The following is a 17,185-nucleotide window of genomic DNA, read 5'->3' as shown; positions in this document are numbered from 1 at the left end:
ATGTCTCGACAGTTGTTATTGAAACTTTGGCTGGCGCTTAGCCAGTCCATGCTGATCGCTCGTCATGCTGATGACATGACGAGCGAATCCCACGGCGTGGCGTGAACGCCGCGCCGGTGAATGTGAGGCCGCTGGTTAAAGCGTCCGGGATCTAGTCGTTGCTAACGCGGATGCACGCCACACGTGTCGCGTTCGCGCCGTGCGTCACGGGTTCGGGAATCTGAGCCGCACAAGCGTCGATCGCGTCCGGACACCGTGTGCGAAACGCGCAGCCCGACGGCGGGTTCAGCGGCGAAGCGATTTCGCCGCGCAACAGCAGATGGCGGCGCGCGCGCTCGATCGCCGGATCGGGCACCGGCACGGCGGACAGCAAAGCGCGCGTGTACGGATGACGCGGCGTGCCGTAAACATCGCGCTTGTCGCCGAACTCCATCACGCGTCCCAGGTACATCACGAGCACGCGGTGACTGATTGCCTTGACGACCGCGAGATCGTGCGCGACGAACAGTAGCGACAGCGACAACTCGCGTTGCAGATCGCGCAACAGGTTCACGATCTGCGCCTGGATCGACACGTCGAGTGCGGATACCGGTTCGTCGCAGATCACGAGTTGCGGCTCGCCGATCAACGCGCGCGCAATGCCCACACGCTGACACTGGCCACCCGAAAACTCATGCGGATAGCGGCGCAGATGCTGCGCGTTCAGTCCGACGCGCTCCAGCATGGTCAGTACTCGGCGCTGCACGTCGGCGCGCGCGATGTCCTTGCCGTGCGTGAGCAACGGTTCGGCGACGATCTGTTCGATCGTCATGCGCGGATCGAGTGATGCGAGCGGGTCCTGGAAAATCATTTGCACGTCGCGGCGCAACAGCGTCGTATCGCGGCGCGCGTTGGGCAATACGGTTTCGTTGCCGAGCCAACGCACGCTGCCGCTTGCGACCGGCGCGAGCCCGATGATCGCGCGCGCGAGCGTCGACTTGCCGCAACCCGATTCGCCAACGAGGCCGACCGTCTCACCGCGCCGCACGTTGAACGACACGCCGTCCACGGCCCGTAGTGTCGTCTTACCCGACCACGGGTAGCCGCCGCGTGGCACACCGAATTGCACCTTGAGTTGCTCGACCGAGAGCAAGGTGGTTGCTTCGCCGCTTGCAATGGAAGTCGCGTTCATACGTGTTGTGCCTCGAGTATTTCTCCCACCGGACGATGGCAGGCGCGCAGTGCTTCCGGATAGCCGTCCGCCGCGATGAGCGCAGGACGCGACTCGCGGCACTGATCGCTGCAATACGCACAGCGCGGCGCGAACGCGCAACCCGCGCCGACTTGGCCCGGCAGCGGCGGATTGCCTGGAATGGTTTGCAACGGACGGTCGTCGTCCGGGCTGTCGGTGAGACGCGGCAATGCGTTGAGCAGCCCGCGCGTGTACGGATGCGTGGGCGCGGCGAAGAGCGATGCGGCACTCGCCTGTTCGACGGTCTGGCCGGCGTACATCACCATCACGTCGTCGCAGAGGCCCGCGACCACGCCCATGTCGTGCGTGATCAGGATGATCGCCGTGCCCCGCTCGCGATTCAGTTCGCGCAGCAACTCGATGATCTGCGCCTGCACGGTCACGTCGAGCGCGGTGTTGGGTTCGTCGGCGATCAGGATTTCGGGCTCGGAGAGCAGCGCCATTGCGATCATCACGCGTTGCCGCATGCCGCCGGAAAACTCGTGCGGATATATGCCGATGCGGCGCGCGGCATCGGGAATGCGCACGGCTTCGAGCGTTTCGATCGCGCGGCGGCGCGCGTCGCGGCGCGACATCTTGCGATGCAGTTGCAGCGTCTCGGTCATTTGCCGCTCGATGGTCAGGAACGGATTGAGCGAGGTCATCGGGTCCTGAAAGATCATGCCGATGCGGTCGCCGCGGATTCTGTTGAGCGCCGCTTCGTTCATCGCAAGCAGGTTTTCGCCGCGATAGAGCGCTTCGCCGGACACCTTGCCGTTGCCCGCGAGAAGGCCGAGCAAGGCCATTACCGTCTGGCTCTTGCCCGATCCGGACTCGCCGACAATGCCGAGTGTGCGGCCCGCTTCGAGCGAAAACGACACACGTTGCACCGCGTCGACGGGTGCGCCTTCGCGGCGCGTGAAGCGCACGCTCAGGTCTTTGACTTCGAGTAGCGGCATGTCAGCGGTCCGTCGGATCGAAAGCGTCGCGCAAACCGTCGCCGACAAAATTCACGCAATAGAGCGTCACGCAGAGCATCAGGGCCGGGCATAGCAGAAGCCAGGGCATGGATTCGAGCTTCTGCGCGCCGTCCTGAATCAGCACGCCCCAGCTTGTCATCGGCTCCTGCACGCCGAGGCCGAGGAACGACAGAACCGACTCCGTCAGCACGATGTTGGGCACGGTCACGCTCGCGTACACCACCACGACGCCGAACAGATTCGGCACGATATGACGCGCGATGATCGAACGCGAACTCACGCCGATGGCCCTGGCCGCGTCGATGAACTCGCGCGAGCGCAGCGACAGCGTCTGCCCGCGGACCACACGCGCCATGTCTAGCCACGAAAACGCGCTGATGGTCAGCACGACGAGATAGAACGCGCGGCCGAACATCGTCATCATCAGAATGGCGATCAGCATGTAGGGAATCGCGTACATCATGTCGACGATGCGCATCATCACCGCATCCACGCGGCCGCCGAGATAACCCGCGGTCGCGCCATATGCAACGCCGATCAGTCCCGACACGAGCGTGCCGAGCAGGCCGACTTCAAGCGAAACGCGCCCGCCTTGCAGCGTGCGCGCGAGCAGGTCGCGGCCGAGTTCGTCGGTGCCGAACCAGTGCATGTTTTGCAGCGTCGGCGGCAGGCTAATTGCGGACCAGTCGCTGTCAATAAGACCGTTGGGCAGCAGCCACGGACCGGCCACGCACGCAATCACGATCAACAGCAGCACGACAAAACCGGTGAACGCAGCGCGGTTGCGCACGAAGCGCGCTGCGGCTGTAGAAAGCGGGCCGCGCGAACGCGGCGCGCTGGCAATGGCTGCGAGCGGATCGGGCGCCGCGGCAGTCGATTGAATGGAGCGGGCCATGATCAGTACCGGATACGCGGATCGAGCCACGCATATGCGAGGTCGACCAGCAGATTGAAAAGCACCGCAACGGCGGTAGTCAGCACGACGAGGCCGAGCACGAGCGTGTAATCGCGATTGATCGCGCCGTTCACCACCAGTTGACCGAGCCCCGGCAGTGCGAATACCGACTCGGTCACGACAGCCGCCGTGATCGACGAAATGCAGACCGAGCCGAGCAGCGACACGACAGGCATGAGCGCCGGCTTGAGCGCGTGGCGCAACACGATCGTGCGGCCCGGCAAGCCTTTCGCGCGCGCCGTGCGAATGAAGTTGCCCGACAGCACTTCGATCATGCTGCCGCGCATCACCCGCGCAATCGCAGCCACGTTGATGAACGTGAGCAGCACAATCGGCAGCACGCGATAGCGCCATTCGCCTTCGCCCCAGCCGCCCGCGGGCAGCCAGCCATGGCCTTCAGAAGTCTTCAGCAGAATCGCGAAAATCCACACGAGCACGGGCCCGAGCACGAACGGCGGCACGACGTTGCCGATATTGCCGAGCACCATCACCGCGTGATCGACGAAACGGTCGCGGCGCACGGCGGCCAGCGTGCCGAGCGTGACGCCGATCACGACTGCTATCGGCACCGACACGCCGCCCACGCCGAGGCTCACCGGCAACGCTTTCCACACGAGGTCGTTGACCGACCAGTCGGCGTAGCGGAACGACGGCCCGAGATCGCCGTGCAGCAGCGAACCGAGGTAGTGGAGGTACTGCAGCCACAACGGTTCGTCGAGGTGATACTTGGCGTTGAGATTCGCGAGTACGGCTGCCGAGAGTTGCTTCTCGGTGTCGAATGGCCCGCCCGGCGTGAGATGCAGCAGCAGATAGCACGCGGTGATCACGGCGAGAATCGTCGGGATCGCCCAGAGCGTGCGGCGCAGCGTATAGGCCAGCATGTCGGTGCTCCGCGCTTAGTGCTTGATCAGATACATGTCTTGCGTGGCGCGCTGATCGACGTAGTTGCTCGACGTATAGCCGCCCACGTACGGCTTCACGAGCCGCACCGCCGAGTACTGGAAGAGCGGCACCATCGGATAGTCGTTCATTGCCGTGTCATGCGCCTTCGTGAGAAGCTCGGTACGCTCCGCGTCGTCGAGTTGCTGGTTGGCTTCGTCGACGATCTTGTCCACTTGCGGATTGCAGTAGCGCTGATCGTTCTGCACGCTGTTGCAGCGGATCAGGTCGAAGTACGACATCGCGTCGTTGTAGTCGACGAACCAGCCGTCGCGCGAGGCCTGCACCTTGCCGTCATGCCGCTGCTTGAGCAACACCTTGTATTCGACGTTTTCGAGCTTCGTGGTCACGCCGAGCTTGGTACGCCATTCGGACGTCGCGAAAAGCGCAACCTTCTTGTGCAGGTCGTTCGTGTTGTACGTCAGCGTGAAAGTGAGCGGCTTCGCGTCGGAATAGCCGGCGCTCTTCAACAGGTTGCGTGCATAGTCGACGCGCTTTGCCATCGGCCAGCCTGCCCAGTCCGGCTTGAAGACAGCCGCGCCTTGCGTTCCCTTGGAGATGAGGCCGTACATCGGCAACTCGCCGTCGGCGGTCAGGCGCTGCGTCAGCAGATCGCGGTCGAGCACCATCGAAAGCGCCTGACGCACGCGCTTGTCCTTGAAGAGCGGGTCTTCGTTGTTCAGGCTGTAGTAGTAAGTCGCGATTTGCAGGCCGGTCTTGAGCTCGGGGCCGAACTGCTTGCTCACTTGTGCATAGATGCCCGACGGGATCGAATACGTGTAATCGAACTGGCCGGCCTGATACATGCGCATGGCCGTTTCATCGTTTTCGATCGGCAAATAGGTCACTTTCGTGATCACGACCTTGCTTGCGTTCCAGTAGGTCTTGCTCTTCGCGCCGACGAGACGGTTGTTGGGTTGCCAGTCGGCGAGCGTATAAGGGCCGTTGCCGACGAAGTTGCCCGGCCGCGTCCACTCGCCGCCGAACCTGGTCACGACGTCGCGGTTGACCGGCGCCATGGTCGGCATCGCGGCGAGTTGCGGGAAGAAGGCCGCAGGCACTTCGGTGGTGACTTCGAGCGTGTACGGATCGACGGCTCGCGCGCCGAGGCTCGAGAGCGGTGCCTTACCCGCGAGGATTGCCTTCGCGTTCTTCACGAATTCGACCAACACCGTATATTTCGAGCCGGTTTTCGGATCGAGCACGCGTTGCCATGCGTAAATGAAGTCCGCCGCCGTGACCGGCTGGCCGTTGCTCCAGCGCGCGTCGTGACGCAGCTTGAAGACCCAGGTGTCGGGCGCGGTGCGCGTCCACGATTGCGCGACGCCCGGGACGACCGCGCCGGCCGCGTCGATGCGCGTGAGGCCCTCGAACAGGTCGAGCGCAATGGTGTTGCCGGTCCACGATTCGATATGAGCGGGGTCGAGCGATTCGGTTTCCGCCGGCACCTGGCGGGTGATCTCCTGGCTGGCGGCGAGCGTGACGCCGGGCGGCACCGTGACGGCAAACGCGGAAGAGGCAAATGTAAGGACGAGCGCGCTCAGCGCCGTCGCATAGGCAAACGGGGTTTTCATCGGTTCAGAATCGCAGGAAAGGTCGAGAGAGAAACGCGCTGACGCGGGAGCGCCCGGCTATCTGTCTTATTCGGGCCGGGGCGGCCCTTGTTGTTTGTCCGACATGCAGGAATCCTTACATTTGGTAATGCAGGCTGTCCCTGCCGGATGAACCGGAAAAGTAGCCCGCTTCTTTAAAACAGTCTCGGTGTGCCGACCCAGACAACCACCGACTCCACGCGAGCGGTGTTCACCCAGCTGTGCGGCACCGTCGATTCGTAATGCGCGCTGTCTCCCGCGCGCAGCACAAACGTCTTGCCTTCCAGCGTCAACGACACTTCGCCGTCGATCACATACATGAACTCTTCACCGGCATGCGTCGTGACTTCCGAACGCTTTTGCCCCGGCGGCATTCTCACGAGGATCGCCTCGAGTTGACGGCCGCCCGTCACATTGGTCAATCGGGCAAACAGATTGGCCGAGTCCGCGAAACCGAAAAACTTCAACTGATCGCCGCGGCTCACGGACCGCTCTTCGCTAGGCGTGTCGACGAAATACTGCACCGTCACTCCCAGCGCGTAAGCGATACCGGCAAGCGACGTGATGGAGGGCGACGCCAAACCTCTCTCCACCTGTGACAAAAACGGCTTGGAAATTCCCGCCGCGGTTGCCGTGTCGTCCAGCGTTCGCTTGAGTCGTTGCCGCAACGCGCGGATCTTGCTGCCTATTTCGAGTGCCGCATTGCTCTTATGAATTGTCGTGACCATAGCAGGAGGAAATTAGCCCGTCAAAATTTGTTTGATATATACAAATATGGTTTGATGACGCCTTGCCGGGACTGCGGGCCTGGAGCCCCGGTTGGATACGCGCCGCATTTTTCAAGACAGCACGCTATGTTGCCAGAAGCCACACGACCTCCGGCCAATTTGACCGATGACATCGCTAAAGCCGAGCGTCTCTTCCTCCAGGATCGCGCCAGGCTTCGGCCGTTTGCAACGCTATGCAAATTGAATATCAAGACGACAAAGGCATGACACGAAGGACAATTTCCGCGCACGCACCTGGGCATGCGCCTGGGCAGGCATGTAATCAGGCGCGGACTCACGCATCCACTCACGCACGCGACCGCGCGAGCCAGGTTGATGCCGCTCCCGAATCCCTAAGTATGGGCTAGCGAGATGCAAGCCCGAACGCCTGGCCCGACAACTAATGGCCGTCGGGCCGTTTTCCGCAATTCGATGGTTCGCGGCGACTGACAAGTTCTCGCCGCCGTACACAACTGTTTCAAGCAAGAGGTGCTGTCCGCAAAGTGCAGCTTGTCGATCATGAACAGCACGAGCAGCGCGGCCATGCCGTAGTAGCCGAAACGTTCCCACATCTCGATCAGGAAGATTGTCGAAAAGGAACGCGTCTGCCACGCGACACTCACATGGGGCGCGTTCACCGCGCTCGTCTATGCGTCGCCCTCTATAGGCGGCTGGATCGGCGACAAGATTCTGGGCGCGCGCCGCACGATGATTTTCGGCGCCGTGGTGCTGGCCGCCGGTTATCTGATGCTGGCGCTGCCCAACGACCAGCTTGCGTTCATGTACGCGTCGCTTGGCGTGATCGTCGTGGGCAACGGCCTTTTCAAGGCGAACGCGGCCAATCTCGTGCGGCGCATCTATGAAGGCGACGACGCGCGCATCGACAGCGCGTTCACGATTTACTACATGGCGGTCAATATCGGCTCGACGGTGTCCATGCTAGCCACACCGTGGATCAAGGACCATTGGGGCTGGCATACCGCCTTTGGCGTCTGCTGCGCGGGGATGCTGTTGTCGGTGGCGAACTTCTTCGTGATGTTTCGCACGCTCGCGCATATCGGCTCCGCGCCGGATGCCGAACCGGTACGCTGGCGGCGCGTCGGCGCGGTCGCGATTGGTGGCATCGCACTGGGCGCGGCGACCATGTTCGTGCTGCAGCACAAGGCGATCGCGGTCGCCTGCGTGTACGCGGCGGGCGTCGCGATTCTGGCTATTTTCGGCTACATGCTGCTCAAGTGCGAACGCTCGGAGCGTGCGGGTCTCGTGGCTGCGTTGATCCTCACGGCTCAGGTGATCCTCTTCTTCGTGTTCTATGTGCAGATGTCCACGTCGCTCACGCTGTTCGCGCTGCGCAATGTCGATCCGCGGTTCTCGCTGTTCGGCATGACGCTCTTTACGTGGAGCGCGGCGCAATTTCAGGCGCTCAATCCCATCTGGATCATGCTGCTGAGCCCGTTGCTTGCGCTGCTTTATACGCGGCTCGCGAAGAGCGGCAACGACGTTCCGGTCGCGGTCAAATACGCGTTCGGCTTCGCGGTGGTGGCGGCCGGCTTCTTCGTCTATGCGGCAAGCGGTCAGTCTGCTGTGAACGGACGCGTGTCGTCGTGGTTCATGGTCGGCGGTTACGGCCTGTATTCGCTCGGCGAACTGCTGGTGGGCGGCCTGGGCCTCGCGATGATCGCCCGCTACGTACCCGCGCGCATGAGCGGCTTCATGATGGGCGCGTACTTCGTGGCAACCGGTGTGTCGCAGTATCTGGGCAGCGTGGTCGCGAATTTCGCGCAGATGCCGGCCGGCGACATGGACCCGCTCGTGTCGTTGCCGCTTTATACGAAGCTCTTCACCGGTCTCGGCTGGCTTGCCGCCGCCGGTGCGCTCGTCGCGGTACTGCTGTTGCCGCTGATGCGCAAACTGTCGCGTGAACATCAGCGATGCAGCGACGAGGCGCGCGACGGCGCAACGCAGTCTGCAACGCCCGGCGGCGCGGTGACGGAATAAGCGAGTTCGCCGCAACGCGGTGGGTTCAGTTTGCGGCTGCCGTTCGGCCTCGCCGAAGTATCATGGCGCGGACATCTCAGGTAGCCGGTCAAATGGAAATCCACATCGCCGTAGAAGGGCATCACGATCTGTCCGGACAGATTTATCGACAGTTGCGAGCCGGCATACTCGAAGGGCGTCTTGCCGGCGGCACGCGGCTGCCGTCAACGCGCGATCTCGCGACGCAATTGGGCGTGTCGCGCAAGACAACGCTCGACGTATTCGAACGGCTTCTCTCCGAAGGCTATCTCACCGCGCGGGCCGGATCGGGCACGTTCGTCGCCGATGGTCTCGAGCGCCTGCCGGTGGAGCGCTCGCCGCATGCGCGCGTGGCGGACTCGTCGCGTGAACGTGCGAAGGGCAGGCGGGACGCCGCGCGCGCACAACCGCTGTGGGAGCAGATGCCCGACAGCTTGCCGGTGCCGCGGCCATCGGTGCCGTCGCCATACGATTTCGTCGGCGGCGCCACCGACAAGACACTGTTTCCATTCGACGTCTGGCGCCGCTGTGTGAATCACGCGTTGCGTGCGCAGGCGCGCGGACAGGGGACCTATCGCGACGCAGCCGGCGAACAGGAGTTGCGTCTCGCGATCGCACGCTACCTCGCGTTCAATCGGGCGGTGTCGAGCAACTGGGAAGAGGTGATCGTCACGCAAGGCGCGCAGCACGCGCTCGACTTGCTCGCGCGTGTGACGCTCGGCCCCGGCGAAGTCGCGGCCATCGAAGATCCCGGTTATCCGCCCGCGCATGCGTGCTTCACGGCGACCGGTGCGCGCGTGGCGCACGTGCCCGTCGACCGCGAAGGTTTGATCGTCGGCAAGCTGCCGGAAAACGCGCGGCTGGTCTACGTGACGCCGTCGCATCAGTTTCCGCTGGGCATGCCCATGAGTCTCGAGCGTCGCGTCGAACTGCTCGAATGGGCGCAGAAACGCGGCGCCGTAATCATCGAGGACGATTACGACTGCGAGTACCGTTTCGAAGGCCGGCCGATGGAGCCGTTGAAAAGCCTCGACCGTGCCGGCCTGGTTGCATACGTGGGCACGTTCTCGAAAACTATCTTTCCAGAGTTGCGGGTCGGTTACGTGGTGCCGCCCGCGTCGCTTTACGGGCCGCTTTACAAGGCACGGCAGATTGCGGATTGGCACGGCTGCACGCTCACCCAAACCGCGCTTGCGTCGTTCATGCTCAACGGCGATTTCGCCAAGCACTTGCGGCGCATGCACAAGACCTACGCGGCGCGCCGGGCGCGACTGCTCGAACATCTGCAAGGAGGTCTTTCACCCTGGTTCGAGCCGATCGTGCCGACCGCCGGCATCCACATGGCGGCGCGCCTGCGAGCGCCGCTGACGGAGCAGGCAGTGGTGATGGCCGCGCGCGAGGCGTCAATCGGTCTCTATGGACTCGCGCCTTTTTATCAGCGCGTTAAACCGCAGGCCGGTCTGATTTTCGGCTACGGCAACATTGCCGAGCAACATATCGACACGTCGCTCGAAAAGCTTGCGGGCATCCTTGCGGGCCTCGCTTCATAGCCCGGGAAATGAGACTGCCGATGTGACGCGATGGCTGCAAAGATTCACGCGGCGCTAAAAACGACCAGGCGAGGGCACGCGTCGATCCATCGTGCCGTGCAGAATGTGCCGCTATACATGCACTGAAACCGCTTGTAACGCAACTTACGTGTCGGTGTTGCCGGACCCGCCGAAGCACTTTACCCCCTGAAACAAGCATCAAAACGTGTCGTGCAGTCTGCGCCGCGCAACAAACCTGCGCTGTTATACATAAAAGAGTCGCGCAAATCGCATTAGCGCTTGTAGAATCCGGCGTTGAAGCGTGCACATACCGTATGCGCTTCGTGCAATTCACTGACCACAACAGGTAGGAGAAACATGCCGACTTCCGCAAAAAAGGTGGCCAAGAAGGCTGCTGCCCCGGTACCGACCAAGAAGGTTGCTGCAAAGAAAGTCCCTGCGAAGAAAGCTGCCGCAGCTAAGAAGGTCGCCGTGAAGGCGTCCAGCGCACCGTCGCCGATCAAGGACACCTTCACGAAGGCCTCGCTGGCTGCACACGTTGCTGAACGCGCCGCTGTGGAACCGAAGGCTGCGAAGGCCGTCCTGGCCGCGCTCGAAGACACGATCCTCGGCGCAGTTCACAAGAAGGGCGCTGGCGAATTCACGCTGTCGGGTCTTCTGAAGATCGTCGTGCAAGCTGTGCCGGCCAAGAAAAAGCGCTTCGGCAAAGACCCGTTCTCGGGCGAAGAGCGCTGGTTCCCGGCCAAGCCGGCTAGCGTGCGCATCAAGGCACGCCCGCTGAAGAAGCTGAAGGACGCTGCAGCAGGCTAATCGCGCATCGCGCGTCGGCGAGGCGGTTGACCACAGTTCGCCTTGGTTGACCTCCGGGCCTCGCGCACTGCAATTCCGCTCTGCAAGTCGTATGAATCCCCGTGGATGAAAATCCACGGGGATTTTTTTGCGCCCGTTTTGCGCGCCGCAGGCGCCCGAAAGCGCGACGCGGTGCATCGGCAATGCGTGCGTGCACTGTACTAGCGCATCGCGTGCCGCCGCAGTACGATGACAACGAGACCCTCCGCCCCGCTATGCGCTGTTCGTGTGCACGTCTGCGGTTTCACGCGCTGAAAGCCGAATGGCATAGCGCTTGCTTGAACGAATATCGAACACCGAATGCGCAGCGCATTCGCCTTCTATCCGACAACAAGAGCGGGGCGTGACATGCGATGCTATGACGAGATGCGTCATCATGACGATGCCGTGCGGCCACACTACGCGCGCTTCGAACGGTGGCTCTCGAAGCAGGGAAACGAAGCGATCGCACGCAAGCGTGCCGAAGCGGACCTGCTGTTTCGCCGGGTCGGTATTACGTTTGCGGTGAACGGCGACCTGTCGGGAACCGAGCGGCTAATTCCCTTCGACCTGATTCCACGCATCATTCCGCGCAGCGAATGGAAGACGCTCGAAGCGGGTCTGCGTCAGCGGGTCCGGGCGCTCAATCTGTTTATCCACGACGTGTACCACGATCGCAAGATCGTGCGCGCCGGCATCGTTCCCGCTGAACAGGTTTATACCAACGCGCAATATCGGCCGGAAATGCAGGGCGTGAATGTGCCGCTCGGTGTTTACGCGCACATTGCCGGTGTCGACGTGGTACGCGCTGGCGACGAAGGCGAGTTCTACGTGCTCGAAGACAATCTGCGGGTGCCGTCGGGTGTGTCGTACATGCTCGAGAACCGCAAGATGATGATGCGGCTTTTTCCCGAGCTTTTCGTACAGAACCGCATTGCGCCGGTCGCGCATTATCCCGATCTTCTGCTCGATACGCTGCGCTCGGTGGCGCCCGAAGGCGTCGACGATCCGGTCGTGGTGGTACTCACGCCGGGCATGTACAACTCCGCGTATTTCGAGCACACGTTCCTCGCGCAGCAGATGGGTGTCGAACTGGTGGAAGGCAAAGATCTTTTCGTCGACGACAATTATGTGTTCATGCGCACGACGCAGGGACCCAAGCGTGTGGACGTGATCTATCGCCGTGTGGACGACGATTTTCTCGACCCGCTAGCGTTCCGTAACGATTCGGCGCTCGGCGTGCCTGGCCTCTTGACTGCGTATCGCGCGGGACGCGTCGCGCTCGCGAACGCGATGGGCACCGGCATCGCCGATGACAAATCGATCTATCCGTACGTGCCGGAAATGATCGAGTTCTACCTGGGCGAGAAGCCGATTCTGAACAACGTTCCCACGTTCCAGTGCCGCAAGCCGGACGATCTGGCTTACACGCTTGCGCATCTGCCGGAACTGGTCGTGAAGGAGGTACATGGCGCGGGCGGCTACGGCATGCTTGTCGGACCTGCTTCGACGAAGGCCGAAATCGAAGCGTTCCGCGAGCGTCTGATCGCGCGGCCGGCGGGCTATATCGCTCAGCCCACACTGGCGCTGTCCGCTTGCCCCACGTTCGTCGAAGCCGGCATCGCGCCGCGCCATATCGATCTGCGTCCCTTCGTGCTGTCGGGCAAGACCGTCACGATGGTCGCGGGCGGACTCACTCGCGTCGCGTTGCAGGAAGGCTCGCTCGTCGTCAATTCGTCGCAGGGAGGCGGGACCAAGGACACGTGGATGGTCGACTGACGCAGTCGCCGCGCGGCTGCAACCACCGCGCCCGCAACCCAGCGCGCCGGGGCATTGATCAGGAAGCCGCCGGCGCATACTGATAACCAGCGCGAGCCTTTCACTTCACAGAGCTTCGCGTCATCAGATACGGAACGCCGTCATGTTAAGCCGCACCGCCGATCACCTATTCTGGATGGCCCGCTACATGGAGCGCGCGGAGAACACCGCCCGCATGCTCGACATCAACCTGAAGGCGCTTTTGCTGCCGCAGACACCCGAGCAGGAGGCGCGCGCGCAACGTTCGGTGCTGCGTATTTCCGAACTCGAAACGGCGTTCGCGCAACGCTACGACGAGCCGACGCGCGAACACGTGCTCGACTTCATGGTGGCGGACGCGAACAACCCTTCGAGCATCCACTCGTGCTTGCAGGCGGCGCGCGAAAACGCGCGTGCCGTGCGCGGTACGTTGACGACCGAATGGTGGGAGACCATCAACGATACGTGGCTCGAATTCAACGAGCGCATATCGTCTGGCCAGGCGGCCGCCAATCCGGGCGCGTTGTTCGAGTGGGTGAAGTTCCGTTCGCATCTTTCGCGCGGGGTGACGATCGGCACGGCGCTGCAGGACGACGCGTTTTTCTTCACGCAGCTGGGTACTTTTCTCGAGCGCGCCGACAATACCGCGCGCATTCTCGACGTGCGCTTTGCCGACGTCGAACCGAATTCACGCGACGCCGCGCGTCAGCTCGAAGACTTCTATTACTGGACTTCGATACTGAGCTCTGTGTCCGCGCTGGAAATTTACCGCAAGGTGTATCGCGATGTCGTCACGCCGGCCCGCGTGGTCGAACTGATGATCCTGAACCAGCAGATGCCGCGTTCGCTGCTGGCCTCGCTCGAAGGCGTCTGCGCGAATCTGGCGATGCTGCGCACGTCCGGCTCGAACCAGTGCGAGCGTTTTGCCGGCAAGCTGCGCGCCGAACTGCTGTACTCCGACATCCGGCAGATCTTCGAAGCCGGCCTGCACGCCTACCTGACGCAGTTCCTCGCTCGCGTGTTCGAGCTGGGCAATCTCGTCGCGCGTACTTATCTCATGCTGCCAGTCGCCTGACGGAGTGCTTATGTACCTGACGATCCGCCACGACACGTCCTATCGTTATGAAGCGACTGTCCATTATTCGATCCAGCAATTACGCCTGACGCCGGCCAACGGCGCTTCTCAGATGGTGCGGCGCTGGAGCATCGACACGCCGGGCAAGCTCGACGCGGCCTTCGACGCCTATGGCAACGCGCTGCATACGCTCGTCATCAACAAGCCGCACAGCGAGATCCGGCTGCAGGTGTCGGGCGAGGTCGAGACGATTGCGCTGCTCGACGGCCGCCTGCTCGACGACGTCGGCCCGATTCCGCTCGAGCACTTCACCTGCGCGACGCGTCTGACCGAAGCGGACGCGGCGATCCGCGAACTGGCGGGGGCAGTCCCGAGCCTCACCAGTTCGGCGGGTCTGATCGCGCTGTCCGAGCGGATCGTGGAGCGCGTGAAGTACCACCCCGGCATCACCGAGGTCACCAGCACGGCCGCGCAGGCGCTCGCGCTCGGCAACGGCGTCTGTCAGGACCATGCGCATCTGATGCTCGCATGCTGCCGCGCGCGCGGCGTTCCGGCGCGCTACGTGAGCGGCTATATCGAACCTGGCGACGTGCCGCATGCGGCGAGCCATGCATGGGTGGACGTGTGGCTGGACGGCACGGGCTGGGTCTCGATCGACGTCACGCATGCGGCCTTTGCGAGCGAAATCTACTGCCGGCTGGCGGTCGCGCGCGACTACGAGGCCGCGGCGCCGGTGCGCGGCCGGCGGATCGGCGGCAGGGAAGAAGAGTTGGAAGTTTCCGTGACGGTCAGCGCGCAGATGTCGCAGTAGATCGCGGCAGGGCACGGCAGCGTGCGGAAGGCGGCGCGGTGTAGGCTGCATTCGGCCGCGTTAGCGTTAGGTCCGCGACTGCCGGGTACACGAGTCCCTTTTGTGCGGGCGCTTGTCGAGCGCCTGCGCTTTCACCCGGGACGTTTCGCGTAGCGCCCACCGCGGCTGTCCGCTCGTGCCAGTGTTCGCCACTATCAAGAACAAACCCGCCGGGGCCGTAATACGGTATAGAGGCGCATCCGCGCCGCATTACAATAGCGCCGTTTAGTCGTTTTTCGCGGGTATCCTCTCTTATGACTTACTGTGTAGCGATGTCCGTCGACGAGGGCCTCGTGTTCCTTTCGGACACGCGGACCAATGCGGGCGTCGACCACATCAGCACCGCCCGCAAGATGTCGGTGTTCGAGCAGCCGGGCGAGCGCATGCTGGTGCTGCTGGGCGCGGGCAATCTGTCGCTTACGCAGGCCGTGTTGCACGAACTGTCGGAGCCGAGCGATCCGTCGCAGCCCACGCTCTGGAGCGCGCCGACCATGGCTGACGCGGCGCGCGTGATCGGCCGCGCGGTGCGTTGCGTGCATCAGCGGGAGGCGGAAGCGCTGCAGGAATTCGGAGTCGACTTCAATTGCAGCTTTATTCTCGGCGGGCAGATTGCCGACAACCGGCCCCGGCTGTTCATGATCTATGCGGCGGGCAACTTCATTGAGGCCTCCGCGGTCAACCCGTATTTTCAGATAGGCGAGGCGAAATACGGCAAGCCGATTATCGACCGGGTGCTCACGCCGTCCACGCCGCTCGACGAAGCCGCAAAGTGCGCGCTCATTTCAATGGACTCGACGTTGCGCTCGAACCTGTCGGTCGGTCTGCCGCTCGATCTGCTGGTCTATGAGAAGGATTCGCTGCGTGTTACGCGTTTTGTGTCGATCGATCACGACAACGCTTACTTCGAGATGATTCATCGCACGTGGGGCGAGCGGCTGCGTCAGGTGTTCGGCGAGATCCCCGACCCCGACTGGCAGGAATCGCCCAATGTGCCGATGCTGCAGCGCGAGCGCGCGCTTGTGATGCATCGTGCGCCGGTGGGTGCCGACGGCATCGAACATGATCTCGACGTCAAGCCCACGCAGACTTTGGCGCAGGCGGAGAAGGGCAAGGCGCAGCGCAGGTAGCCGTTCGGGGGATTTCGCGTTTGCTTCCCCGGCGTGCCGGAATCGACGCGGCGCATAGCGTGCGATTTAATCGAAGTAGAGGTCGTCACAAGCTCGCTTTGCGGGTGCGTCGGCGGCCTTTTCTTTTTGTGGTGTCGTTCAACCGTTGATGACCGTAATCAAAAGCGACGGGCGAAAAAAAACCAGCCACCGGCTTTCGCCCGTGGCTGGTTTTGAACTGCGTAAGCTTCAGCAGTCCGTCAAGCTCGATTAGAACTTGTGGCGGATGCCCAGGCTGACGATCTCTTGCGAGCTCGAAGCCGAGTTGTAGCCGTACGAACCGATTGCCGCGCCTGCGCTGACCAGTGCACCGTTCGAAGCGCGCTGATCGCCGCTGGCGTGCTGGTAAGCACCGACCAGGTAGACGTCCGTGCGCTTCGACAGGTTGTAGTCGCCGCCCAGGGAAACCTGGTGGTACGTTGCGCTCGCGTCGCCGCTAGCCTTCGTGTAGATGTAGCCAACGCCAACCAGCAGTGCCGGCGTTGCCTGGTAGCCCAGGTATGCGCCGCCGACGTTGTACTTCTCGGTCGAACCGAAGCCCGAGAACGCGTCCGGCTTGTACTGTGCGTTGCTGTAGCGCAGGTTAGCCGTGAACGGGCCTGCCACGTATTGAACAGCAACCGAAGCGATGCCGATCGACTTGGCCGCGGCGTATGCGCCGTTGACCTGGTTGTCGAACGTGCCGTCCGACGTGCTGCCATTCCAGCCAGCCGTCGGCGGCGTGCCAGCCGTGCGGCTAGCCAGCGTGTTGCCGTTGCTCATGTGGAAGTAGCCGGCTGCAATGCTGAACGGACCCGTTCCGTACGTTGCAGCGCCCGCCCACGACTGGCCCGAACCCGTTTGACCGGCGACGCCGCCAAGTGCGTACATGCCTTCGAACTGGAAGCCGCCCCACACCGGCGAGGTGTACTTGATGGCGCTGTTCGTACGCGACGAGTTGTCGTTGTTGTCCACGTCGCCCGGCGTCGTGAACGTCGAACCGAAGAAGTTGTCACCCGTCAGCGGTTGAACCAGATCGACCAGCGGGTCGTACTGGCGACCCAACGTGAACGTACCCCACTGATCGCCGGTCAAGCCGACATACGCCTGACGACCGAACATGCGGCCGCCCTGGTTCAGACGGCCGTTGTTCGGATCAAAGCCGTTTTCCAACTGGAAAATCGCCTTCAGACCGCCGCCCAGATCTTCCGTACCCTTCAAGCCCCAACGGCTGCCCTGCAGGTTGCCAGCGACCAGGCCCACTTGATTCGTGTTTTTGCCCGTCGCGTCGACAGTGTTGTGCGCGAACTGGATCGATTCATCGATCAAGCCATACAGGGTCACGCTGCTTTGAGCGTGTGCGGCGCCGGTAGCGCCGAGAAGCGCCAGCGAGAGGGTAGACAGTGCGATTCGTTTCATCCATTTCTCCACGCAGATGATTGGTTTACTTGTTGCGGAAAGGAGAATAGCTCACGGCGTCA

13 protein-coding genes and 1 pseudogene are annotated in these 17,185 nt (G+C 62.7%); 7 read left to right on the top strand and 7 right to left on the bottom strand.

Annotation, left to right across the window (positions count from 1 at the left end; all coding sequences use genetic code 11):
• Positions 1–151: 151 nt before the first annotated feature.
• The 6 genes from RW095_RS11475 to RW095_RS11450 all read right to left on the bottom strand — a co-directional run bounded on the left by RW095_RS11475 (position 152) and on the right by RW095_RS11450 (position 6,404).
• Positions 152–1,171: an ABC transporter ATP-binding protein gene (locus RW095_RS11475; protein WP_317019147.1), complete on the bottom strand. Its 1,020-nt coding sequence runs from the start codon at positions 1,169–1,171 to the stop codon at positions 152–154.
• Positions 1,168–2,169 (bottom strand): ABC transporter ATP-binding protein, encoded by a 1,002-nt coding sequence (locus RW095_RS11470; RefSeq protein WP_317019145.1) that lies wholly within the window; start codon positions 2,167–2,169, stop codon positions 1,168–1,170. The genes RW095_RS11475 and RW095_RS11470 overlap by 4 nt, the downstream gene beginning before the upstream one ends.
• Position 2,170: 1 nt before the next feature.
• Positions 2,171–3,085, bottom strand: a complete 915-nt coding sequence (locus tag RW095_RS11465) for an ABC transporter permease (protein WP_317019144.1) — start codon at positions 3,083–3,085, stop codon at positions 2,171–2,173.
• 2 nt (positions 3,086–3,087) lie between these two features.
• The gene (locus tag RW095_RS11460; RefSeq protein WP_128596401.1) at positions 3,088–4,026 is read right to left on the bottom strand and encodes an ABC transporter permease subunit; all 939 of its coding nucleotides are present in this window, start codon (positions 4,024–4,026) and stop codon (positions 3,088–3,090) included.
• 15 nt (positions 4,027–4,041) lie between these two features.
• Positions 4,042–5,658, bottom strand: a complete 1,617-nt coding sequence (locus tag RW095_RS11455; RefSeq protein ID WP_317019142.1) for a peptide ABC transporter substrate-binding protein — start codon at positions 5,656–5,658, stop codon at positions 4,042–4,044.
• A 173-nt stretch (positions 5,659–5,831) separates the two neighbouring features.
• Positions 5,832–6,404 carry a cupin domain-containing protein gene (locus RW095_RS11450; protein WP_317019141.1) on the bottom strand — a complete coding sequence of 191 codons (573 nt, stop codon included), beginning with the start codon at positions 6,402–6,404 and terminating at the stop codon, positions 5,832–5,834.
• Positions 6,405–7,052: 648 nt separating this feature from the next.
• On the opposite strand from RW095_RS11450, the pseudogene RW095_RS11445 reads away from it, so the two are divergent.
• The 7 genes and pseudogenes from RW095_RS11445 to RW095_RS11415 all read left to right on the top strand — a co-directional run.
• A pseudogene (locus RW095_RS11445) lies at positions 7,053–8,441 on the top strand (peptide MFS transporter); the annotation flags it as partial.
• A gap of 92 nt (positions 8,442–8,533) precedes the next feature.
• The gene (pdxR, locus tag RW095_RS11440) at positions 8,534–10,009 is read left to right on the top strand and encodes a MocR-like pyridoxine biosynthesis transcription factor PdxR (protein WP_317019139.1); all 1,476 of its coding nucleotides are present in this window, start codon (positions 8,534–8,536) and stop codon (positions 10,007–10,009) included.
• 357 nt (positions 10,010–10,366) lie between these two features.
• Positions 10,367–10,819, top strand: coding sequence for an HU family DNA-binding protein (locus RW095_RS11435; protein WP_128590839.1), 453 nt, complete (start codon positions 10,367–10,369; stop codon positions 10,817–10,819).
• Positions 10,820–11,206: 387 nt separating this feature from the next.
• Positions 11,207–12,616: a circularly permuted type 2 ATP-grasp protein gene (locus tag RW095_RS11430; protein WP_128590837.1), complete on the top strand. Its 1,410-nt coding sequence runs from the start codon at positions 11,207–11,209 to the stop codon at positions 12,614–12,616.
• A 142-nt stretch (positions 12,617–12,758) separates the two neighbouring features.
• On the top strand, positions 12,759–13,709 hold the full coding sequence (locus tag RW095_RS11425; protein WP_027801590.1) for an alpha-E domain-containing protein: 951 nt from the start codon (positions 12,759–12,761) through the stop codon (positions 13,707–13,709).
• Between the two features lie 10 nt (positions 13,710–13,719).
• A complete protein-coding gene (locus tag RW095_RS11420) occupies positions 13,720–14,520 on the top strand; it encodes a transglutaminase family protein (protein ID WP_317019136.1) in 801 nt (266 codons plus the stop codon).
• Between the two features lie 293 nt (positions 14,521–14,813).
• Positions 14,814–15,686 (top strand): proteasome-type protease, encoded by an 873-nt coding sequence (locus tag RW095_RS11415; RefSeq protein WP_317019135.1) that lies wholly within the window; start codon positions 14,814–14,816, stop codon positions 15,684–15,686.
• 249 nt (positions 15,687–15,935) lie between these two features.
• Here RW095_RS11415 and RW095_RS11410 read toward each other — a convergent pair whose 3' ends face one another.
• Positions 15,936–17,123 (bottom strand): porin, encoded by a 1,188-nt coding sequence (locus RW095_RS11410; protein ID WP_317019134.1) that lies wholly within the window; start codon positions 17,121–17,123, stop codon positions 15,936–15,938.
• Between the last annotated feature and the right edge of the window lie 62 nt (positions 17,124–17,185).

Origin of the sequence: Paraburkholderia kirstenboschensis, assembly GCF_032806925.1 — a bacterium.
In the GTDB taxonomy this organism is placed as follows: Bacteria; Pseudomonadota; Gammaproteobacteria; order Burkholderiales; family Burkholderiaceae; genus Paraburkholderia; species Paraburkholderia kirstenboschensis.
This window is presented reverse-complemented; position numbering and strand designations above follow the sequence as displayed.